Genomic DNA, 20895 nt, shown 5'->3' with positions numbered 1-20895 from the left:
ATCCGTTCCTTAGGCGGGGGTGCATTCCCCGTTATCGGCCAAGAGAGATTCGAGCGTGGTCCAATCCTGATTCACCGCGAGCTGATGAAGGTAGTCGACGGTGATCTCGCCGGTGACGTTCTGAGCCGGCAGCTGCCCCGGCAGAGTCGTGGACGCATGCACCGGCAGAGCCTCAACCAGCCCCGCCCGGTCCACCGTGAGTTCCCCCAGCGCTGCGGCGGAAGCCTCTCCGGAAGCAGCCTCCAGCGTCTCCTGCACCCGCTCATGAACCAGCGGGATGTCCGGGTAGGTCGAGAACAGGTCGCCCGCGTCACCGAAGTCCGGCGCGCCGATGGTGAGGCGCCCGACGTCGTGATTCTTCGCCTTGATCGCCAGGTCTACGAAGCTGCCCAGCTGGTCACGAGGGAGGTCGGTCTCGACGATTTGCGTACCGGCGGCGGCGATGTCCTGGAAACGGGTCAGCACGGTTGCGGGATCAAGCTGGGCGATCATCGCCGCCTGGACACACTGCTGGCGCTGGATTCGCGCGTAGTCGGTGGCGTACTCACGGGAGCGGGCATACCACAATGCTTCATAACCGTTGAGGGTCTGGATGCCTGGCTCGATCCAGGCCGACGGCGGGTAGTACCGCTTGGGGCTGGTGCCCGGGATCTCTTCGGATGTGATGGGAACCCAGCCGCCCGCGTTGATCGTGATACCGCCCATCGCGTCGATGAGCTGCTCAAACCCGGCCATATCGACGAGGATGTAGGCCTGGACCTCGATGCCGAGAATTCCGCTTGCCGCGTCCATCATGGCTTCGGCGCCGGGGTCCTGAGACTCCGGATACAGGTCGGCGTAGTTCTGGGCAACCACCGGGTAGAGGCTGTTGATGATGCACTCGTTACCGCAGTTGTAGCCGTCCGGCCAGACTTCCCAGAGCGGAGAGTCCTCGGAGAACGGCGCGTTCTGGAAATCGCGGGGAATGCTGAAGGTGACGGTGGCTCCGGTGTCAGCATCGACGCTGACCACGGAAATGCTGTCCGGACGGCGTCCCAGCCTGTCCTCACCTGCATCGCCGCCCATGAGGAGGAAGTTGTAGCGCCCGTCCACCGGGTCAAAGGCGGGGCCGGCCTGGAAGATGTTGCCGAACGTGTTCCGGCCGACGTTGAGCAAGTACGCGCCGTAGCCCAGCCCGCCGCTGGTCACGATCATCAGCACGGCGAGCGTTGCCGCAACGGCCGGGCGCATCCCTCGGTCCAGCAGCGGCGGGCGGATGATCCGCAGGGTGTTGATGAAGAGCAGTGCCCAGCCGACTGCCAGCGCCACGAGCACCGCAATGAGAAGCAGCGAGAACACCTCGTTGGCGAGCAGGCTCACCACCAGCTGGCGGTTAACCAGCGCAAGAACGACGGCGGTAATCACCAGGAGCCACACGGTGAAAGTGACGCGGAGCGCCCGTCGGCCGAGCCTGCGGTCTCCGGCAACCACCTGGGCGGCGCCCGGGATCAGCAGCGTGAGCGCCAGGAGCAGGAACGCGCGCCTGGTGCGGATGCCGGACGGAGCCGATTCCGGGTAGCGCACAGGATCGGTGAGCATGGTCCGTTCGGAAGGCCGGCCGGTGTGAACCGCCCGGCTCATGCGCCGCCTTCGCTGTCGGCAGTGCGCATACCAGCGTGTTTGCGCAGTTTCGCGCCCTTGTCGAGGGCGGTCTGCCGCAGTTCCTGTGCGAACCTCGTGAGGTTGCCGGAGAGCTCCTGAGCATGCTGCCCCTCACCGGAGGCCAGGATACGGACGGCGAGGAGCCCTGCGTTGCGCGCGCCGCCGACGGAGACGGTAGCCACCGGAATGCCTGCAGGCATCTGGACGATGGAGAGAAGGGAATCCATTCCATCGAGGTGTTTGAGGGGCACCGGAACGCCGATGACGGGCAGCGAGGTGAGCGATGCCAGCATTCCGGGCAGGTGGGCGGCGCCGCCGGCACCGGCGATGATGACCCGCAGTCCGCGGCCTGCGGCCTCACGCCCGTACGCGACCATGTCTTCGGGCATGCGGTGTGCGGAAACGACGTCAGCCTCATACGGGATGCCGAATTCCTCTAGCGCCAGAGCGGCAGCCTCCATGACCGGCCAGTCCGAGTCGGAGCCCATAACCAGGCCCACGAGGGCGCCGGCGGGGGAGTTGTTCACGATGTTTCCTTCCGGGGATCGCGGCCGTCCCGCAGGATTGCCGCGGCACGCTCGGCGCGCTCCCTGACCTGTGCCATTGTGTCACCGGGTAGGGCAATGGCGTTGACATGGCCGATCTTCCGGCCCGGCCGTACGCTTTTGCCGTAGGTGTGGATCTTGGCGGCGGGCTCTGCCTGCAACGCCATCGGATAGGCACTATACAGCTCTGCGTTGTCTCCGCCGAGGATGTTCTTCATCACCACAACGCCCGAGGCAAGGGATGTGTCCCCGAGGGGGAGGTCGAGAACGGCGCGCAGATGCTGTTCAAACTGGCCGGTCACCGCTCCGTCCATGGTCCAATGACCCGAGTTGTGGGGCCGCATGGCGAGCTCATTGATGAGGAATCCGGCGCTGCTGCCGGGAACTTCGAACATCTCCACGGCCATGACACCGGTGACACCGAGCTCGTCGGCGATGCGGAGGGCAGCTTCCGCGGCGGCGCGGGCCAGCACTGCCGGCAGGTCCTGTGCGGGAGCAATGACTTCATCGCAGACGCCATTGACCTGGATTGAATGGACCACCGGCCACGCGCGGGCCTCGCCACGGGGTGAGCGGGCAACCAGGGCTGACAGCTCACGAGTGAAGGGCACCTTTTCTTCGGCGAGCAGTTCGGAACCGGTGAACCAGTCGGCTGCCTGTGCGGCGTCGTCGTACGAATTGATGATCCGGACGCCCTTGCCGTCGTAGCCGCCACGCGGCGTCTTCAACACCACAGGCCAGCCCGTTTCGTCACCGAACTTCCGCAGTTCCTCTACTGAAGAGACGGCCTTCCAGCGCGGATTGGGCAGCCCCAGCCGGTCCACTGCTGCCCGCATGACCAGCTTGTCCTGGGCATGGCGCAGCGCGTCGGGGTGCGGCTGGACATTGATTCCGGAATCCACCAGGGCGCGGAGGTGCCGTTCCGGCACATGTTCGTGGTCGAAGGTGAGAACGTCCACGCCCTTGGCGAAGGCGGTCAGATCCTCCAGGTCGGTGTAGTTCCCCACTGCTGAATGTGCCACGGCGGCCACCGCTGAAACGTCGGGTCCCTCCGCCAGCACTCGAAGTTCAAAGCCAAGTTCGACGGCGGGAGGAGCCATCATGCGCGCCAGTTGGCCGCCGCCCACGACGCCGATTACGGGAAAAGTCACCCCTTCAGGGTACCTATTGCCGGAGGGGTCCTTGGATGTGACCTGTTCGCAACCCCCGCTTCCTAGGAAAGTCCCAATCTTGAACGGTAAAATGGACGCTCAGTTGTTGTGCTGATCATCAGATGCTGATTTTCAGTTTGTCCGCCAGGCAGGCGTAGGGTTCTCCGGAACGTCGTACGCGGACAGCTTCGGTGCTGCGCCCGCGGCGCCTCAGCTGAATGACTTCGCTTCGGCGCGGTCCTGCTACGGCGAAATGTCCTAGAGACCGGAGGGTCATGATCACCACAGTTGTCGACCGGATCCGGGCCCTCGCCTCCCTCTTCTGGCGTGAGCTGGCCAAGTTCGGTGCCGTGGGCGGTGTGGCGTTTGTCATAGACAAGGGACTGTTCTGGATCCTGATCCACGGTCCGATGGAGGACAGCGAGGTCAAGGCCCAGGTGGTGTCCGCCGCTATTGCCACGGTGTTCGCCTGGATTGCCAACCGATACTGGACCTTCCGCCACCGCCGCCAGGCCAACGTCCTGCGCGAACTGATGATGTTCCTGCTGATCAATGCGATCGGCCTGGGCATCGCGGCCGGCTTTGTGTGGCTCGCCAAGTACCCGCTCGACATCTCCGACCGCACGGGGCTGTTCGTTGCCGGAATTGTGGGTACCGTGCTGGCAACGGCCGTTCGTTTTGTTGCCTACCGCTTCTGGGTCTTCAACGAGGAACTCGATGCGGAGCCTGCGTTCGCTCATGACCATGAACTGATCCACCCCCGCTCCCGTGCAACTGCCGGTGCAGGTGCCGGCGCCGGATCATCCGTGCCGGTGGCCACCGGTCCGGTTCCGGCTGACGCCGCCGCATCAGCCCACCCGTCGCCCCAGCCGGTGGCGCACCCTCCGGCGCACCAGTCACCCCAGTCGGTGGCATACCCTCCGGCGAACCAGTCAGTGGTGCATCCGTCAGCTAAACAGCCAACCGAGCAGTAACGCGTTCACCCTCCATCAGGCGGTCGGTCGCCTCGACCTCCGGGTGCACCAGCACCACGGTTCCACCGGCCGCCCAGATACGGACGGCAGCCGGCAGGACGGTCAGCAGGGGCAAGGAGGCCGGGACCAGCCAGATGCCTTCTGCGGGCTGGTCCGCTCCGTCCAGCAGGTCGCTGAACGTGAAACTCTTTCCGCCGGCACGGATCAGTTCGGCGCCGCTGTCAGCGGGATCCTCGAGATACACATCGCCGAACGCGCGGACGGTCGCTGCGTAGTCCACGGCACCGCTGGGAAGCGTTCCGGGCCAGCGCATGTCCAGTGCGCCCGGCGCCACCAGTACCAGCAACTCATCCTCGCGGTCCCCTTCCCGCCCAACGCGCGGTGCTCCCGGGGCGGCATCCATGGTGAGCCGAACATCTACGGGGGCACCGTCGTCGGGCGCGGTCCGGTCGCCGGGCGCTGTCCCGTCGTTGCGCACGGTCTCGTCCCGGAGCACTGTCACCGCACCGACCCGCCAACTCGCCAGCGCCCACACAAGGCTCTTCCAGTGCGGCGGCATTCCAACCGCGACGACGGTGCCCGCCACCGCGTCGAGCTCCTCGACCAGCATGTTGGACGTCTTCGCAACCCAGTTTTCGAGCACCCTGCCGGAGAGTTCCACCCGTTCGGAGCCGGGCCCGTACCAAATGAGCCGGGGTGCTCCGGACGCGGACCGGAGGGACTCACATAATTCTGCAACGGACTTCAGTGGTGCCACTGGGTGCCTGCCTTTCGTTGGGTAAGCGTGCTGACCTGCGGGTTCAGTTGCACAATTGTGAGGTGCGCTTCGCGTGGCGTGCCCGCCATTTGGGAAATTCACTCTATAAGATTCCCTTCGCCGCTTGACTCGATGCTACTTACACGCGTGTAATTAGGTCATCGGATTTGCTTCGGCAGACGGGATTTCGGGGTTTCTCAGCGGCTTGCTGAAGGCACATCTCCCACACTAGTTTCTGTCCGAAGCTGCTACACCGGGAGGCTGGTATGGGGCAAGCAGAGCACATTCAGGACCGCACGTCCATTGCGGCCCAGGCGTCTGCGCGCTACGGATCGCGCGGCGTTCCGCAGGACTGGTACGTCGATCCGGCGGATCCGGACGCTGCTGAGCGGTACAGGCAGCAGACTTCGTCGCTTGAAAATGAGGCAACCGCCTTCCTGGCGGCCCATGAGGCATTGACCGAGGGTGCCGGCGTCGAGAATTTCCTCGATGCCGAGCCCGCAGCGGCACCACGCCGCCAGGCCGTGCCGGAGCGGGTTGACCAGGCGGTATGGATTGGTCTTCCGGGCATCGGCTCCGACTTCGATGATGAAGGCGAGCTGGGCTGGCAGGCTGACGCACTGTGCGCTCAAACGGACCCGGAGGCGTTCTTCCCTGAAAAGGGCGGCTCCACGCGGGATGCCAAGAAGGTCTGCGGCTCCTGCAACGTCAAGTCGCAGTGCCTGGAGTATGCGCTGGAGAATGACGAGAGGTTCGGCATCTGGGGCGGACTTTCCGAGCGCGAGCGCCGCCGTTTACGAAAGCGAGCGGTCTGATTCATCCGCAACAAAGGGTCACAGCCGTTGTCGTAGCCCACAACGGCGCCGAGTACCTTCCGGACACACTCAAGGCACTCGGTCAGCAGACCCGACCCCCGGACTTCCATGTAGGAGTCGACGCCGGTTCATCTGATGAATCGGCGTCTCTTCTGCAACTGCAGCTTCCGGTGGGTTCCCCCGTAGTAGGCGCCTCCGGGCGCGGCGGCTTCGGTGCCGCCGTCCGTACAGGGCTTGCCGAGATTCCTTCCAGCCGCCGATCGGAACCTGACAGTTCCGATCCCGCCAGCGGGGTTCACGACTGGATCTGGCTTCTGCATGATGATTCCGCTCCCGAACCGACGGCGCTTGAGCAGCTCCTTCGAGCAGTCGAGCTGGCGCCGTCCGTGACCGTTGCCGGTGCCAAGCAGGTCGAGTGGGAGCATCGGCGCAAGCTGGTGGATGTTGGGCTGTCCATCAGCCGGTGGGCTGAGCGGCTCACCCTGATCGACGTCGACGAACTGGACCAGGGCCAGTATGACGTCCGCAGTGACATGTTTGCCGTCAACTCGGCAGGCATGCTGATCCGCCGTGATGTGTGGGACAAGCTGGGTGGTTTTGACCCAGCCCTTCCGGGTACGGGAGACGACGTCGACTTCTGCTGGCGCAACCGCCTGGCCGGTCACCGTGTAGTGGTGGCTCCGGGTGCGGTTCTGCGGCATGCCGGCTCACGGGACAACCACGCGGCAACGCTCGGTGCTGCGCGGCGTGCCGAAGTGTATCTGCGCCTCAAGCACGCAACGCTGTGGAAGGTTCCGTTCCTTGCGGTCGGTGCCGTGCTGGGCGGCTTCGCCCGCCTGATTCTCGGTTTGCTGGCAAAGGACCCGGGGTACGGCGTCGGCCAGCTCACCGCCAGCATCGCTGCCGTGCTGAAGCCCTTCGATTTGTACCGGTCCCGTCGATCAGCCGCCCGGACCAGGCGGCTGCCGCGGTCAGTGGTGCGTGCGTTGCGGACCGATCGCAGGGAGGTGTGGTCACACCGGAAGTCAGTGGTGGAGGCGTTTTCAGCACGCGGACTCGAAGACGAGTCCTACGCCCAGAGCACTGCTGTGGACGTACCCTCGGGCGATGCGAACGACGACTTCGCAGCACTGGAAGGCCCCTCCCGGATCTGGGCGGGTTGGGGTGCCATTGCCGCGGCGATAGTGCTGCTCGGTGTTTCACTGGTCGCGCTGCACCGTTTTATCGGTGCCTCAGCGCTGGCGGGCGGTTCCCTCCTGCCGCTGTCAACAGATCTTGCCGAGATCTGGGCCAATGGATCGCGCTGGTGGATCGATCTCGGTGCAGGCTTCGCCGGGCACGGAGATCCATTCAGCTATGTGTTGTGGCTGATATCGGTGCTGGGATTCGGCAACGGCAACGTGGCCGTCGTCGTGCTGATGCTGTGTGCTGCGCCGTTGGCTGGATTGAGTGCCTGGTTTGGATCGGGTGCTTTTGTGCGCAGCCGTTCGCTTCGGCTGTGGGCTGCGTTCTGCTGGGGATCGCTGCCGGTCCTTCAGGTTGCAACCGGTAGCGGAAGGCTCGGTGCACTCCTGGTGCACCTCCTGTTGCCGTTGGTTGCGCTGGCGTTCATCCGCGCAGTGGGGCAAGCTCCCGGTAGGCCCGGATCACAGACCAACGACGCCGTTGACTCATCCAGGCGCCAGCGTTCACTTCAGTTGATGCTCAAGCCGGGCATCAATGGTGTTCCGAGCTGGACGGCGGCTGCTGCGGCGGGCCTGATGCTTGCCGTGGTGACTGCGTCTGCTCCGTCGCTGCTGCTGTTTTTTGTGCTGGCTGTTGTGCTGATCACCCTGGTTGCACGCCGCCGTGCCAAGACACTCTGGTGGGCGCTGCTGCCGCCGCTGGCCCTGTTCATTCCGTTTGCGGCGTCCACACTCGACCGTCCCTGGGCCGTCTTTGGGGACCCCGGCCTTCCGCTGCCGTTCAACGCTGCGCCCCTATGGCAGCAACTGTTGGGCTATCCGGTAGCTTTTCCTTCGTTCGGCGGGCTTGCTGCGTTTCCGGACCTGTTCGAGGGACCGTGGCCGCTTGTTGTTTCGCTGATCGTTGGGCTGCCGGTGCTGCTGCTTGCTGCGACGGCGCTTTTCCTGCCCGGCAAGGCCAAGGCCGCTGCGCGTGTGCTGTGGCTGCTGGCGTTGCTGGCACTGCTCGGCAGCGTAGCGAGTTCTCTGGTGGTGACCGGCGTCGGCTCATCATCGCTCATCACACCGTTCACCGGACCGTGGGTCTCGATTGTCTCCCTGGCGCTTCTGGCAGCTGCGCTGCTGGGCGGCGAATGGCTGCAGCAGCGTCTGCGTGCCGGTAGGTCCGGGCGTTCCGGTAGGCCGGTTCTAGGTGCCCGGGCCTGGTTGACCGCCGCTGCCCTGGTGCTGGCGTTGGGCCCGGCAACAAGCCTGACCGTCTGGCTGGTTCCGCAGCTGCGTACCCCGGATCCTGCGGTGGAAGCGACCACTTTCGGAACCGGGCAGGCGGTGGTGCCAAGTGCACCCCGTACACTTCCGGCGACCGCCGCTGACCGCGGTACCAGGGGTGAGCGCAGCACCACCCTGGTGATGAATGTCGACGGCGACAGTAACGTCAGTGCCGCGCTCATGCGGGGCGGCGGCACCACGCTCGATGCTCTCTCCCAGATCTACTCTGCCCGTCAGCTCCACGGTTCACTGTTGAACGCCCAATTGCGTGAGGACGACGACGCGGCAGCCGACGTGCGGCGTACCGTCGCCACCCTGGTGGCCGGCACCGGTGTGGACCCGCGCGAGGAACTGGAGCGGCTTGGGGTGGGTTTTGTTGTGCTGCAGCAGTCGGGTTCGGCGGCTGAAGTTCTCGCCAGCCAGATCGATTCTGTTCCCGGACTTGTGTCGGTGGGCAACACCGAGGCCGGCTGGTTGTGGCGGGTAGAGATGTCCGCTTCCGGTAATTCGGTAGCCGAGGCCCAGGTGGGCAGGGTTCGGATTGTTGATGAAGCGGGCTCAACCCTGAGCGTGCTCGACTCCGACGCCACGACCGCTTCGGGCACGGTTCCGGCAGGCCCTGAGGGCAGGATGCTGGTGCTGAATGAGCGGTCCGAGCCCGGCTGGGAAGCGACCCTCAACGGTGAACGGCTGGAACCGGCGTCTACCGGATGGAATCAGGCGTTTGCGCTGCCTGCTGCGGGTGGCGATCTGGAGGTTCACTACGTCACGGCGTGGGAACCGTGGTCCGGAATTGCGCAGGCGATCGTGTTCAGCCTGACTGTTCTGCTGGCCGTTCCGATTCCTGCGCGCCCCCGCTTTGTCCACGTGCCGCAGGGCCGTAATCGAACGGCAGCGGTTCCGGTGTCGAGCGGGCGGCGGGCGGCGGAACCTGTGGCTAGTGGTGCTGGAAGTGCTGACGCGTTTGCAAGTGCTGAATCATCCGGCCCGGCTACTGCGTCCGACCCGGCTGACTTAACTGACCCGCCAGAACGCGAATCCGCCCTGAGCAGCGGAAGGGCGGGCAGCTGACAATGAGCGCAACGAAGAAGGTTAGTGAGACGGCCGTGCCTGCCAAACGAAGTGGCACCTGGGTGCGCGGTGCAGCGGGGGTTGCTGCCGGCGTCGTACTGGTGTCTGCGACGGGCGTGCTGGCGGGGGCGAGCATTGTGCAGAACATTGAGGGCGCGGCAGTAACGTTCCCGGTGCCGACGGCGGCGGTGCCGGCGGGGGAGTATTCGGCCGTATGTCCGGAACCGTTGCGGCTGCTCGAGGGCACTGTGGACGGCGGCGATCCGGAGTTCAGTCCGGTGTCTGAGACCGCTCGAAACCGAGTCAGCGCCATGACTTTGAGCGATTTAGGCGGCACTGTTCCGGGCTCGTCGATCACTCCGTTGGGCGGTGGCGATCCGCTGGCGGTTCTTGCCGAGCAGGTGCCCGAGTCCGAGCAGGAGGACCCGCAGGTCAGCAACGAGGACGGCCTGACCAACCGAGTAGCGGGGGTTGTCTCCGGGCAGGCAGTCGAGGGTGCGGCCGTGTTGCGTGCCCAGGCTCTGGGGGAGCAGCGTGCTACTGCCGGTGCCGGGTTTACCTATACCGCGACGGATGGTGATCTTTCGGGCCTGGCAGTAGCGCACTGTCAGGTTCCGTCGAACGATTTCTGGCTGGTCGGAGCGGTGACCACGGTGGGTGCAACGGCGGTGCTGAACCTGCACAATCCGTCGCAGTCGCCTGCAACCGTCAACCTGGACCTGTACGGGTCCGAGGGCGTGGTTGACGCTCCGGGCGGCCGGGGGATTCTCATTGCTCCCGGTGAGTCGGAGTCGATAGTGGTTGCCGGCCTTGCGGCGAATGAGGAGAACGTTGCCATTCGCGTGCGCAGTGACGGCGGGCGGGTCAGCGGATTCATCCAGCAGAGCATGTTGCGCGGACTGACTCCCGGCGGGGTGGAACTGATCCAGGCCTCGGCGCCGAGCGCTTCATCGCAGGTTGTTCTGGGCATCCAGATTCAGGCGCCGGATGTGATGGACCCGATCATCGCGCAGGAGGGCTATGCCGGTGCCGGGCCGTCGCTGCAGGTTGCGGTGCCGGGTGGAACGGATGCTGTGTTGGATGTCCGTGTGTTCGGACCAAACGGTGAGGTGGAGTTGCCCGGCGGTGGCGTTGTTACGGCGGCGGCCGGTTCGGTCACCTCGATCCCGCTGGAGTCGCTGCCAGAGGGGAACTATTCGGCTGTCATCAGTTCCGACGTACTGAATTCCGCATCGGCCAGGGTTGTCCGCGGTACTGAACCGGAAGAGCCGGTCGACCTGGCACAGGTCCCGTCTGCTGTGCGCCTCGGAAGCCAGCACGTGTCGACGTTACCTACCGGAGCGGACGCAGCCTATGTCTTCAGTGCGCCCACCGGCCGGGCGGAGGTTCGCCTTCTGCCGGTCACTGCGGAGGGCGCCCTGGGCGAAGAGCAAGTGTTCGACGTCGCAGGCGGCACCACCCTGACGGTGCCTGCTGCTGATCTCGGCAAAGAGACGGTTGCTGTGCTGATCGGCGTCTCCGGTGATCCTGCCTATGGTGCGCAGGTGACAACGCTCGACGGCGATACTCCCGGAATTTCCGTAGCTCCCATTCCTGCGGGCAGTGCAGGCCAGCAGAGCGTTTCGGTGAATATCGGGTTCTAGCTGAGTTGTTTCGGCGCTGGTTGGCCGGGGCTGGATTGTGCAGCTCGCCCGTCTCAGGCCCGTTTACCTTCAGGCCCGGGACCTTTAGGCCTGTTACCTTCAGGCCCGGGAGCGGCCGTAGGCGGGGTCTACCGCTTCGGGTGCCATGCCCAACAGTTCGGCCATCTGCTCGACCACCACGTCATGCACCAGTTCGTTGGCGGGAACGTAGCCCTTCGCGGTCATTTCGATGGGGTGGCGAAACACCGTAATGGTGGCAGGCTGCCTGTCAGCGGCGGGAGTGGAAGTGCCCAGTAGCCCGCGCACGGTTTCAGGGGCCATCTGTTCCAGACCGTCAGGGATTTCGAGGACGAGGATCTGGACGTCCTGGATCCTGTCGCCCCACAATCGTTCGAGACGCTGTGCGGATTCCAGAACCCAATCCTCGAACCGTTCGGAACGGGTGCGGGATCCAGGCAGGTGTGACGGGATGAGCTCACCGCGCAGGCCCCTACCGTGGCGATCACGCCGCCGGCGGGCGTACCGGGACTGTTCACCGACAGGCCCTTCCGGTACAGCCGGACGAATGGAAAAAGAGCTATCCCGCATGCTGAAACTCTAGTCCGAACCCGTTCCTGCTGCATCACTGGCACCGGACACGGTAGGCTGATCAGTCGTGGGATCGATCCGGCAATGTTCGCGTTCAGCGTGCCAGCGTGCTGCTGTGGCAACGCTTACCTACGTGTATGCCGATTCCACCGCTGTCCTCGGTCCGCTGGCCACCTACGCGGAACCGCACTCCTATGATTTGTGCGCCCCCCATGCCGAGAACCTCACGGTTCCGCGTGGGTGGGAAGTACTTCGGCTTGCACTCCCATCCGGACCGCCGGAACCCAGCCCGGATGACCTGTTGGCTTTGGTGAATGCTGTTCGTGAAGCTGCGGTTGACCGCAGCGTTCCTGAACCGGCTGCTCCCGGATCGAAGTCTCCGCTGACGCCGCCGCCCGGCGAGCCAGGTGCACGTCGCGGCCATCTGAGAGTTTTACGCGACCGCTGAGTTCTGAGCACTGAGTTTTGACCACTGTCAGTTGTGAGCACTATCCACACGGATTCCCGGTGCTGATGCACTGCGCGATACCCTTGTAATACCGCACCACGTGTCACAGCTGTTGCTGCCCCGCACGCCATCCGGAATCCTCGAAAGGCTGCATCCTGTTGCCCAATATCTCTTCTGATCTGTTGGCTATCCTTCGGTGTCCCGTGACCGGATCCGCACTGGTGCAGGAGGGCGAGGCGCTGCGCTCGTCAGCTCCGGATGCAGCAGGCAACTATGTGGAATACCCCATCGACGAATCCATCCCCGTGCTGCTTCGTCCCGAACTCAGGGCAGCGGAGAACGTTTCCGCACCTACTCCGACGCCCGCTTCTCCAGCAGAGGAATCCCCATCACTATGACGTTTGACTTCAAGGTAGCCGACCTCTCCCTAGCAGAAGCCGGTCGTCACCAGATCCGGCTTGCAGAGCACGAGATGCCCGGGCTGATGGCACTGCGGCGTGAGTTCGGCGAGAGCCAGCCGCTCAAGGGTGCACGCATTGCCGGTTCCCTGCACATGACAGTCCAGACGGCGGTCCTGATCGAGACACTGACGGCTCTCGGCGCGGAAGTCCGGTGGGCGTCCTGCAACATCTTCTCAACGCAGGATGAAGCGGCAGCGGCCATCGTCGTCGGGCGTGGAACGGTTGAAGAGCCGGCCGGTGTGCCGGTCTTCGCCTGGAAGAACGAGTCTCTGGAGGAGTACTGGTGGGCAACCACGCAGATCCTGCAGTGGCCTGACGCCGAGCCCAACATGATTCTCGACGACGGCGGTGACGCCACAATGCTCGTGCACAAGGGTGTGGAGTTTGAGGCAGCCGGAGCGGTACCCGCTGCGCCGGCCGAAGATGACGTCGATTACTCGCACGAGTACGTCGTCTTCCTCGATGTTCTGCGTTCCTCCCTGGCCGAAGATCCGCAGCGCTGGACGCGCATTGGCGCGTCCATCCAGGGTGTCACCGAGGAAACCACCACCGGTGTTCACCGCCTGTACCAGCTGGCCGAGCAGGGCAAGCTCCTGTTTCCGGCGATCAACGTCAATGACTCCGTGACAAAGTCGAAGTTCGACAACAAGTACGGCATTCGCCACTCACTGCCGGACGGCCTGAACCGTGCAACCGATGTCCTCATTGGTGGGAAGGTCGCCGTCGTCTGTGGTTATGGCGACGTCGGCAAGGGTGCGGCTGAGGCACTTCGCGGCCAGGGTGCGCGGGTGATCGTGACCGAAATCGATCCGATCTGTGCACTGCAGGCAGTGATGGACGGCTACCAGGTGGCCAAGCTTGAGTCGGTGCTTTCGGTGGGTGACATCTTCATTACCACCACGGGCAACAAGGACGTCATCATGGCGCACCACATGCAGGCCATGAGGCATCAGGCGATCGTCGGGAACATCGGTCACTTCGACAATGAGATCGACATCGCGGGCCTGGCTCGCGTACCCGGCGTTGCCAAGGTGGAAATCAAGCCTCAGGTTCACGAGTGGGTATTCGATCAGGGGACTGACAAGCAGCGCAGCATCATCATGCTGTCGGAGGGGCGCTTGCTCAACCTTGGCAACGCTACCGGTCACCCGTCGTTTGTCATGAGCAACTCGTTTGCGAATCAGACAATCGCGCAGATCGAGCTTTTCAGCAAGCACGGTCAGGTGCGGGAAGACGGATCGCCGGAGTACGCCAAGCAGGTGTACGTGCTGCCCAAAATTCTTGATGAGAAGGTTGCCAGGCTGCACCTTGACGCCTTGGGCGTTGAGCTGACCGAGCTGTCCAAGGGTCAGGCCGAGTACCTCGATGTTGATGTGGCCGGGCCGTACAAGTCGGATCACTACCGCTACTGAACCGTTGCGCTGACGCCGCGGCGTCGTACTGACGCTGCGGCGAGCAGCAGGTTACGGGCGTTGCGGCCACCAGGCACAGTGACGTACGGCCAGGAATCGTAACCGGACCGAAGTGTGTCCAGCCGGAGCTGCCGGGTACTCGCGCGTAAAATGGCAACTGGACAGCAACTAGCAGGCAGGGTATAGAGCATGTCGAATCTCTCCGACGGGAAGCAGCCGCGGCGGCGCGGTTGGAAGATCGGTGCGCTGATTGTCGCTGGACTGCTGGTTGTCGGTGGCGGTGCTGTGGGCGCCATCACTGCTCCGAGTTGGGCTAACTTCGGCAATGAGCAGGCGGCAGCGCCGTCGTCGTCCGCTCCGTCTTCTGCCCCTTCCTCTTCCAGGGAACCGGAAGCTGAGCAAACGGCGGTTGCTGAGGAATTCACGTTCGGTGTGACGCCGACGGACGGTGCGGTAGCGGTGAATCCGGTCACGCTTCCGGAGATCCGGGTGGAGGAGGCGACCATTCAGGATGTGTCGCTTGAGCCTGTGGACGGCGGCGAGCCGGTTGCAGGAACGGTGTCGGAGGATGGCTCCTCCTGGAAGGCCGACGGGCCGCTCTCGTTTGCCACGGAGTATGCGTTCGAGTTCGTTCTTGTCGATACGGCCGGCGGAGAGCACCGGCAGGAGCAGACGTTCACCACCGTTCAGCCGGAGAATGAGGCCAATGCCTGGATGTATCCGGCTCCAGGGTCCACTGTTGGGACCGGCCAGACGATCGAGATCACGTTCAGCGAGCCGGTGATGAACAAGGATGCGGTCGAGAAGGCCATCACGATCACCAGCACGTCCGGCCAGGAGGGTGCGTTCTACTGGCTGAACGATTCAGAGGTGCGCTACCGGGCTCAGGAGTACTGGGATCCGAACAGCACCATCACCGTTGATGTGCAGTTGTTTGGTGTTGATTTCGGCAACGGGATGATCGGCAACTTCAACGACACGTGGTCTTTCTCCACCCACAATGACCGCCTGGCTGTGGTGGACAATGCCACCAAGCAGATGCAGGTCTTCATCGACGGCAAGCTGGAGCGAACCTTTCCGGTGACGCTCGGCACTGAGGAATGGCCATCCTTCTTCGGGTTCTACACCGTGATGGAACAGTACGAGCGGACCAAGTTTACGGCGGAGTCCATTGGTTTGAAGCCGGGCGATCCCGCCTACTACGAGCCGACTGAGGTGAATTTCGCGAGCCGCATTTCGAATGGTGGCGCTTTTGTTCATGAGGCGCTTCCTGCAGCCCAGCCGATTCTGGGTGAATTGAACGTTTCGCACGGTTGTGTAGGCATGAGCCCTGAGGGTGCCAAGTACTTCTATGACATGTTCGGTCCGGGCGACATGCTCGAGATCCGGAATACGGACACCGGTCCGGTGCAGGTCTGGGACGGTTTTGGTGACTGGAACCTGACCTGGGCAGAGTGGACCTCGCAGCAGGTGTGATTTTCTGCTTGCGCTGTAGCTTCAGCGCTCAGGAACTGAACGGCAGCTTGTGAAGCTGTTCGGCCGTGCGTGAGGTTCGTTCGCGCTGTTTCATGAGTCGGGCGTAGTCGCGGTCGCGCCTTTCGGATACGACTGCGTTCAGGAAGTCTTCCGGTGGTGTTCCTGCAGGTGGTGTCGGGAAAACGAAAGCTGATGCTTCGGTGGCTAGTTCAATTGCGAGGGCAGCGCGTGCAGGCGGGGTGAGCCGGTTTGCCTGGCCGATGAACTGTGAGATCCGGCGGGTTAGCGCGTCAGGTAACTGGGCGACGTCGGCAGTTGCGATCCACTCCTGTAACTGCGGTGGCAACACGGCGCGTGTGCGGGACTTGACCACGACGCGCTCGTGCATTGAATAGGTGCCCGCAAGCAGGTCGCCCAGCCGTTTGGAGCGTTCATTGAACACTGCAACGAGGAAAGCGAGCGAGCCGACCAGAAGGTAGATTTCCAGGACGGCAAGCATTCCGCGGATGAAGGCATGCCGGAAGCGGATGGAACCGCCGTCGTCGCGCACGATGCGCAGTCCCATCACCAGGCGGCCGAGTGACTTTCCTCTGGTCACCGTTTCGATTGTCACCGGAATGATCACCAGGACAAGAACCACGAGCACCAGAACGAGTGCTTGGGTCAGTGCAGGGTCGAAGGAACCGCCAACGGTGTTTCCGACGGCGACGATGACCCCGATGATCACCAGAATTTGTGCGAGCACGTCGATCATCAGGCTTACGGCACGGGCGCCGAAGGATGCCGGGCGCAGTTCAAGAACGACTGCTTCGCCTGTGATGACCGAGCTCATTGGATGTCCTCCCCTTGGATGAAATCAGCTTAGCTGCCGTTGGCGTGTGGGTTTCGGCGGCTAAGCTGATCGGGTGGATCTGGACGCATTCGAGGAAGTTAACCGCGGTGACTGGAACCGGCTGGATTCGCTCACGCGGCAGCGCCGGTTGCATGGCCGCGAAGCTGATGAGTTACTCAGCCTGTATCAGCGCACCTCCACCCACCTGTCGATGATCCGTTCCGTTGCGCCAGAGAGTGCGCTGTCCAACGAACTGTCGATGCGGTTGTCACGGGCCCGGACCAAGTTCACTGGAGCACGCTCGAATGTACTCGAAGATGTTGCGCGATTCTTTGTGATCTCGCTGCCGGCTGCTTTCTACCGGATCCGTTGGCTCACTGTGGTGGTGGGTGTGGTGTTTGTGGCTGTTGCCTGGCTGTTCGGTGCCTGGGTTGTGAATACGCCCGGAGTGATTGCGGCTCTTGGCAGTGACGAGGAGATTCGGCGGTATGTCGAAGAGGACTTCGTCAACTACTACTCGGAGAATCCGGCTGCGTCCTTTGCGGGCCTGGTGTGGACCAACAATGCATGGATTGCGGTTCAGGCGGTCGCTTTTGGGATTACCGGTATCTGGGGGCCATTCATCCTCTATCAGAATGCCCAGGGCGTTGGGATGGCCGGGGGAATGATGGCCTCCTACGACAAACTCGATGTGTTCTTCATCTACATCCTGCCGCACGGTTTCATGGAGCTGACGGCAATCTTCATTGCGACGGCGGCAGGGTTGCGGATCTTTTGGGCGTGGGTTTCGCCGGGAGTACGAACGCGGTCGCAAGCGCTTGCTGAGGAGGGTCGGTCGCTCATTACGGTTGCGCTGGGATTGGTGCTGGTGCTGTTTGTGTCCGGGCTCGTAGAAGGGTTTGTGACGCCGAGTCCGCTTCCGGTGTGGCTGCGGATCGGAATCGGTTTTCTGGTGTTCGCGCTCTATTGGGTCTACACGCTGGTTCTTGGCAGGCGTGCAGTTAGGGCTGGGTACACCGGCGATCTTGCGGATGAGGACCGTGGGGCTTCGGTGCTGACTGCCTGAACGTGAGCGAGGCTGGGTGCGGTGCCGCGACGACCGCGCCGTGCGTGCCGCCCCGACCGCGCCGTGCGGTGCCGCGCCGACCGCGCCGTGCGGTGCCGCGCCGACCGTGCCGTGCGGTGCCGCGCCGTGCAGTGCCTCGGCCGACCGTGCCGTGCCGTCTGTGCAGTGCGTTCCGGTTCCCCGCACCCCCGGCGGGTGCTAAAAGGGTGGCGGTCTGGTGGTGTAGGTTTTGCCCGCTGGTGAGATGGCGATGATGGTCCCCGGTTCGGGCTGCGTGTAGTCCCAATGCTCGTGTGTCTTGAACATGTGGTGTTTGGCGCACAGGCAGGAGAGGTTGAGGTGGTCGGTGCGCCCGCCCTTGTGCCAGGGGACGGTGTGATCGATCTCCGTGGCCTTTGCTATCCGGTTGCAGCCGGGATGTCTGCAGGTCTTGTCCCGGGCTCGGACCCAGTCCTGGAGGTGTTTCGGTGGCCGATAGGAGGCCCGGCCGATGGACAGCGCCGCCCCGGTTTCGGGGTGCGTCAGGATCCGGGTGAAGGAGGGTGCGTGTCCTGCGAGACGTGCTGCCGTCTCTGCATCGATCGGGCCGTAGCCTTCCAGGACGGCGTAGCCGGGCTGGCTTCGCCTTGTACCGGAACCGGTGTTGCTATCACCGTCTGGCAGACCGTAACCGCTCGAGGTGCCATGTTCGTCTGCGTTCCCGCCGTTCAGCGGGTTCCAGCCACCATCCGCTACGCCGTCTTTCTCAGCATTCCCGGCTCCTGCGTCAGCCATGAAGCCTAGCGATCCGCCATCTGCTCCTCGTCCACCACCGCCCCCTGGCGTTTGGTCCAGAAGGGTGAGGGCTGGCACGGTGATGTGGACGGTTGCCCCGATGCCACGGAACCCGGTGCCCGTGCTGATGTCTCCGGAACAGGTGTGGGTGAGCAGATCAGTAAAGACGTCGGCACGGAGTTGGGTGAGCGTGCGCCACTCGTCCGGTGCCTGGAGTCCGCGGGCTCCGGCGTCGAGCCGGTTGTAAATTCCACACGCCTGTTCCGCCGGCAGGTAGGCGCTCAGCCATGCCATCCCGTCGGTACCCGGCTCGACGATCACCCGCCGTTCGGCAGCGGAACGGGCTTTGCGGATCGGTGCAGCTTCGGGGTGCAGGATCTCCCGCAGTCCACGGGCTCGCCGAGTCAGCTTCGCGACCGTGGACTGCTCAGCCACCTCGACAAGGTCCTCCTCAAACCGGACCGCCGAATCAACTGGGACACCGACGCATTCCTCCACGATCGTGGTCGCGTGCCGCCATGACATCCTGCCCGCTTCCATGCTGGTCAGCGTGCGCTCATGGTGGTTGACCAGCAAGCGGCTCTGCGCCACGAGATTCTTGGCAGACCCGGACGGCATTCGCAGCAGTGCGCCGACTTCTTCGGCTGCGAGCGACAACACAAACTCGTCCTGATCGGCTTGCGCCTGAGCGCTGGCCTGGTCCTCGTTTGCCGGCTGCACTTCGCGTTCGTACAGCTCACGGATGCGGTCCACTAGCCGGGCCTTTTGCGCATCGGCCCAGCACTGCAGCTGGTTCAACCGTTCCAGCGTGTCCACTGCGTCGGTCAGCGATTCCAACGCCCTCATAGGGGACAGCTCAACAACACCCCACGGACCCGATGGTGCGGGTTCGTCTGTTCCTTCCCATATCTGGCCTTCGAACGCCCCGCTGAACGGAACGTCGGTCCAATCCTGAGGTTCAGTCCAGGAAGGCTCCTTCTGGGAGGAGCCCGTGCGGCTGGAACCGGGGTCCGATAGTCCTACACGGGAGGCGCCCTCGGAAGCGGAGCCTACACGGGAGGCACCGGCAGTGCTGGCAGCATTACTACCAGCACCTGGCGTGAACTCCTCGGAAAACCTCATGAACCCACTCCATCACCCCCCACTGACAAAACCGGATCGTCCGAGCAGCCCTCAATTATGCCCACAGCGAACGCCCATGGAATGCAGACAGGAAATGCCGAGGGAGGCCCTGCGGCGTGGCCGACATCAGCGCTGTCAGTCCACGCGGGTACTGTCTTAAGTAGGAATTCCATGCAAGGAGATAGTCGTGGCTGACAAAGCTGAGAACGAGAATCAGAGCGGAACTGCAGGGAGCGAGCGCCGCGCAGCACTGCGCTCGGACCAGCCCGGCGGTGGTTCAACCCGCGTTCGCGAGAGCGGCTTCCCCATGCGGAAGGCCAGTACCCTCCCCGACGTTTCGGCTTACACGCGGGCTTCCCAGAGCGGGACCGAAAACAAGAACGGGACCGAGGCCGAGGCCAAGGTCGAAGCCGAGACCGAAGACAAGAACGAGACCGACACTTCCGTTACTCCGGCCCCGGTTGGAACCCACGTTTCAACAACGCCGCCTGGAAGCGGTGATTCTCATGGAGTTGCTGAACCCGAAATCACATCGACCGGACAAGAAAATCCCATCACCATCGGGTCCGGCTACGGGGGAGGGGTCTACTCGCCACCGGACCACCCCACAGCCGATCCGTCATCGCCCGCGACACAACAAATCGCCGCAATCCCGGTGGGAAGAACCTCAGGCGGGTCCACCGGTGCAGCAACTGCCGAGGACGCAACCCGCGACGACGCAACCAGAGACGCAACCCGCGACGACACAACCAGAGATGCAACCCGCGACGACACAACCAGAGACGCAACCAACGACGACGCCGCCCCTGACACCTCATCGCTCGCCATCCGACCTCCCGAAGAGGAGGTCAACCGGCGGGCAAATCAGCGTGATGAGGCCGCTGCCGCCAAACCGTTGCTGCCCCGCATCCTGCAGGTCGCAGTCGCCCTGTTCTTTCCGATCATCCTTCTCGCCGCTGCGGTTCGGGCTGTCACCACCCCGCTGTTCCTCTGGGTCGAATACCACCGCCCGGGCTTCCCGGCCGACAGCTACGGATTCAGCACGGAAGATCGGATGACCTATGGCTCGTACGCCATGGACTACATCCTCAACTGGGCTCCCGCCCGCTACCTGGGCGACCTCGTCAACACCGACGGCGACCAACTATTCCTCGACAGCGAAGTCGGCCACATGGCTGACGTGAAGGGCGTCCTGTCGACCGGCTTCGTCGTCGCAACCGTTCTCGCCATCCTCACGATCATTGCGTGCATCTATCTGGCACGCCGTTACCCCGGCGGCATCCGTCGCGGCCTGTTCGCAGGGGCCGTCGCAACGCTCGTTCTCGCAATAGCCCTCGCCGTTGCCGGGATTCTGGCCTGGGAAACCTTCTTCACACAGGTTCACGCACTCCTGTTCGCCGACGGCACCTGGACCTTCCGCCTCGACGACACCCTCATCCGACTTTTCCCAGCCCAGTTCTGGATCGACGCCGCGGCAACCGTTGGCGCCATCGTACTGATCGGTGCTGTACTGACCCTCGTCCTCACCTGGCCCACGAAAGCCCGCCGGGAAAAGTCCGCCGACGCCTACGCAGCACGGCGGGCCAACAACGGCATCTAAAGCACGACGACGACGGCAAGACCCGACGACGGCAAGACCCGACGACGGCAGCAGGACGACGACAGG

General features: G+C 63.7%; 16 protein-coding genes and 1 pseudogene. 10 read left to right on the top strand and 7 right to left on the bottom strand.

The features are described 5' to 3' along the window. Positions 1–9: 9 nt before the first annotated feature. Genes ABFX19_RS12355 through ABFX19_RS12345 form a run of 3 tightly spaced genes read right to left on the bottom strand, consistent with a single transcriptional unit; the run spans position 10 to position 3337 of the window. Positions 10–1620 carry an LCP family protein gene (locus tag ABFX19_RS12355; protein WP_277358853.1) on the bottom strand — a complete coding sequence of 537 codons (1611 nt, stop codon included), beginning with the start codon at positions 1618–1620 and terminating at the stop codon, positions 10–12. Next, entirely contained in the window at positions 1617–2129 is a 513-nt protein-coding gene (gene purE, locus ABFX19_RS12350; RefSeq protein WP_277358865.1) for a 5-(carboxyamino)imidazole ribonucleotide mutase, read from the bottom strand. Before purE ends, ABFX19_RS12355 begins: the two co-directional genes overlap by 4 nt. Before the next feature lie 35 nt (positions 2130–2164). After that, complete coding sequence (locus ABFX19_RS12345) at positions 2165–3337, bottom strand: 5-(carboxyamino)imidazole ribonucleotide synthase (protein WP_346028454.1); 1173 nt, start codon at positions 3335–3337, stop codon at positions 2165–2167. Between the two features lie 275 nt (positions 3338–3612). Here ABFX19_RS12345 and ABFX19_RS12340 point away from each other — a divergent pair. Continuing rightward, a pseudogene (locus tag ABFX19_RS12340) lies at positions 3613–4164 on the top strand (GtrA family protein); the annotation flags it as partial. Positions 4165–4288: 124 nt separating this feature from the next. Here ABFX19_RS12340 and ABFX19_RS12335 read toward each other — a convergent pair. Further along, positions 4289–5068 (bottom strand): TIGR03089 family protein, encoded by a 780-nt coding sequence (locus tag ABFX19_RS12335; protein ID WP_346028453.1) that lies wholly within the window; start codon positions 5066–5068, stop codon positions 4289–4291. 266 nt (positions 5069–5334) lie between these two features. On the opposite strand from ABFX19_RS12335, the gene ABFX19_RS12330 reads away from it, so the two are divergent. The 3 genes from ABFX19_RS12330 to ABFX19_RS12320 are packed head-to-tail and all read left to right on the top strand — an operon-like array spanning position 5335 to position 11050. Then, positions 5335–5883 carry a WhiB family transcriptional regulator gene (locus tag ABFX19_RS12330; RefSeq protein WP_277358856.1) on the top strand — a complete coding sequence of 183 codons (549 nt, stop codon included), beginning with the start codon at positions 5335–5337 and terminating at the stop codon, positions 5881–5883. Continuing rightward, positions 5880–9407: a glycosyltransferase family 2 protein gene (locus ABFX19_RS12325; RefSeq protein ID WP_428831051.1), complete on the top strand. Its 3528-nt coding sequence runs from the start codon at positions 5880–5882 to the stop codon at positions 9405–9407. The genes ABFX19_RS12330 and ABFX19_RS12325 overlap by 4 nt, the downstream gene beginning before the upstream one ends. 2 nt (positions 9408–9409) lie before the next feature. After that, the gene (locus ABFX19_RS12320) at positions 9410–11050 is read left to right on the top strand and encodes a DUF5719 family protein (protein ID WP_346028452.1); all 1641 of its coding nucleotides are present in this window, start codon (positions 9410–9412) and stop codon (positions 11048–11050) included. 99 nt (positions 11051–11149) lie between these two features. Here ABFX19_RS12320 and ABFX19_RS12315 read toward each other — a convergent pair whose 3' ends face one another. Then, entirely contained in the window at positions 11150–11638 is a 489-nt protein-coding gene (locus tag ABFX19_RS12315) for a metallopeptidase family protein (RefSeq protein ID WP_346028451.1), read from the bottom strand. Positions 11639–11705: 67 nt separating this feature from the next. On the opposite strand from ABFX19_RS12315, the gene ABFX19_RS12310 reads away from it, so the two are divergent. From ABFX19_RS12310 to ABFX19_RS12295, 4 genes are all read left to right on the top strand, one after another. Beyond that, positions 11706–12086, top strand: a complete 381-nt coding sequence (locus tag ABFX19_RS12310; RefSeq protein ID WP_082566093.1) for a DUF3499 domain-containing protein — start codon at positions 11706–11708, stop codon at positions 12084–12086. Positions 12087–12289: 203 nt separating this feature from the next. Further along, positions 12290–12484, top strand: a complete 195-nt coding sequence (locus tag ABFX19_RS12305; protein ID WP_327019694.1) for a hypothetical protein — start codon at positions 12290–12292, stop codon at positions 12482–12484. After that, the gene (gene ahcY, locus ABFX19_RS12300; protein ID WP_277358860.1) at positions 12481–13959 is read left to right on the top strand and encodes an adenosylhomocysteinase; all 1479 of its coding nucleotides are present in this window, start codon (positions 12481–12483) and stop codon (positions 13957–13959) included. Before ABFX19_RS12305 ends, ahcY begins: the two co-directional genes overlap by 4 nt. Before the next feature lie 189 nt (positions 13960–14148). Next, the gene (locus ABFX19_RS12295; RefSeq protein WP_346028450.1) at positions 14149–15435 is read left to right on the top strand and encodes a L,D-transpeptidase; all 1287 of its coding nucleotides are present in this window, start codon (positions 14149–14151) and stop codon (positions 15433–15435) included. Between the two features lie 28 nt (positions 15436–15463). Here ABFX19_RS12295 and ABFX19_RS12290 read toward each other — a convergent pair whose 3' ends face one another. Next, complete coding sequence (locus tag ABFX19_RS12290; RefSeq protein WP_056548834.1) at positions 15464–16267, bottom strand: RDD family protein; 804 nt, start codon at positions 16265–16267, stop codon at positions 15464–15466. 73 nt (positions 16268–16340) lie between these two features. Here ABFX19_RS12290 and ABFX19_RS12285 point away from each other — a divergent pair, with 73 nt between their 5' ends. Then, positions 16341–17333, top strand: a complete 993-nt coding sequence (locus tag ABFX19_RS12285) for a stage II sporulation protein M (protein ID WP_346028449.1) — start codon at positions 16341–16343, stop codon at positions 17331–17333. A 198-nt stretch (positions 17334–17531) separates the two neighbouring features. Here the strand turns inward: ABFX19_RS12285 and ABFX19_RS12280 are convergent, their stop codons facing one another. Next, positions 17532–19229 carry an HNH endonuclease signature motif containing protein gene (locus tag ABFX19_RS12280; RefSeq protein ID WP_346028448.1) on the bottom strand — a complete coding sequence of 566 codons (1698 nt, stop codon included), beginning with the start codon at positions 19227–19229 and terminating at the stop codon, positions 17532–17534. A 187-nt stretch (positions 19230–19416) separates the two neighbouring features. Between ABFX19_RS12280 and ABFX19_RS12275 the strand changes: the two genes are divergently transcribed. Continuing rightward, positions 19417–20829 carry a DUF1461 domain-containing protein gene (locus ABFX19_RS12275; protein WP_346028447.1) on the top strand — a complete coding sequence of 471 codons (1413 nt, stop codon included), beginning with the start codon at positions 19417–19419 and terminating at the stop codon, positions 20827–20829. The last annotated feature ends 66 nt before the right edge of the window (positions 20830–20895 follow it).

This window comes from Arthrobacter parietis, from assembly GCF_039530425.1.
Classification (GTDB): Bacteria; Actinomycetota; Actinomycetes; order Actinomycetales; family Micrococcaceae; genus Arthrobacter_D; species Arthrobacter_D parietis.
This window is presented reverse-complemented; position numbering and strand designations above follow the sequence as displayed.

Bases quoted from the DNA above. Each gene is read 5' to 3' on its own strand.
- ABFX19_RS12290 (WP_056548834.1), bottom strand. From the start codon at position 16,267: ATGAGCTCGGTCATCACAGGCGAAGCAGTCGTTCTTGAACTGCGCCCG.
- ABFX19_RS12320 (WP_346028452.1), top strand. From the start codon at position 9,410: ATGAGCGCAACGAAGAAGGTTAGTGAGACGGCCGTGCCTGCCAAACGA.
- ABFX19_RS12280 (WP_346028448.1), bottom strand. From the start codon at position 19,229: ATGAGGTTTTCCGAGGAGTTCACGCCAGGTGCTGGTAGTAATGCTGCC.
- ABFX19_RS12295 (WP_346028450.1), top strand. From the start codon at position 14,149: ATGTCGAATCTCTCCGACGGGAAGCAGCCGCGGCGGCGCGGTTGGAAG.
- ABFX19_RS12355 (WP_277358853.1), bottom strand. From the start codon at position 1,620: ATGAGCCGGGCGGTTCACACCGGCCGGCCTTCCGAACGGACCATGCTC.
- ABFX19_RS12315 (WP_346028451.1), bottom strand. From the start codon at position 11,638: ATGCGGGATAGCTCTTTTTCCATTCGTCCGGCTGTACCGGAAGGGCCT.
- ahcY (WP_277358860.1), top strand. From the start codon at position 12,481: ATGACGTTTGACTTCAAGGTAGCCGACCTCTCCCTAGCAGAAGCCGGT.
- purE (WP_277358865.1), bottom strand. From the start codon at position 2,129: ATGGGCTCCGACTCGGACTGGCCGGTCATGGAGGCTGCCGCTCTGGCG.
- ABFX19_RS12330 (WP_277358856.1), top strand. From the start codon at position 5,335: ATGGGGCAAGCAGAGCACATTCAGGACCGCACGTCCATTGCGGCCCAG.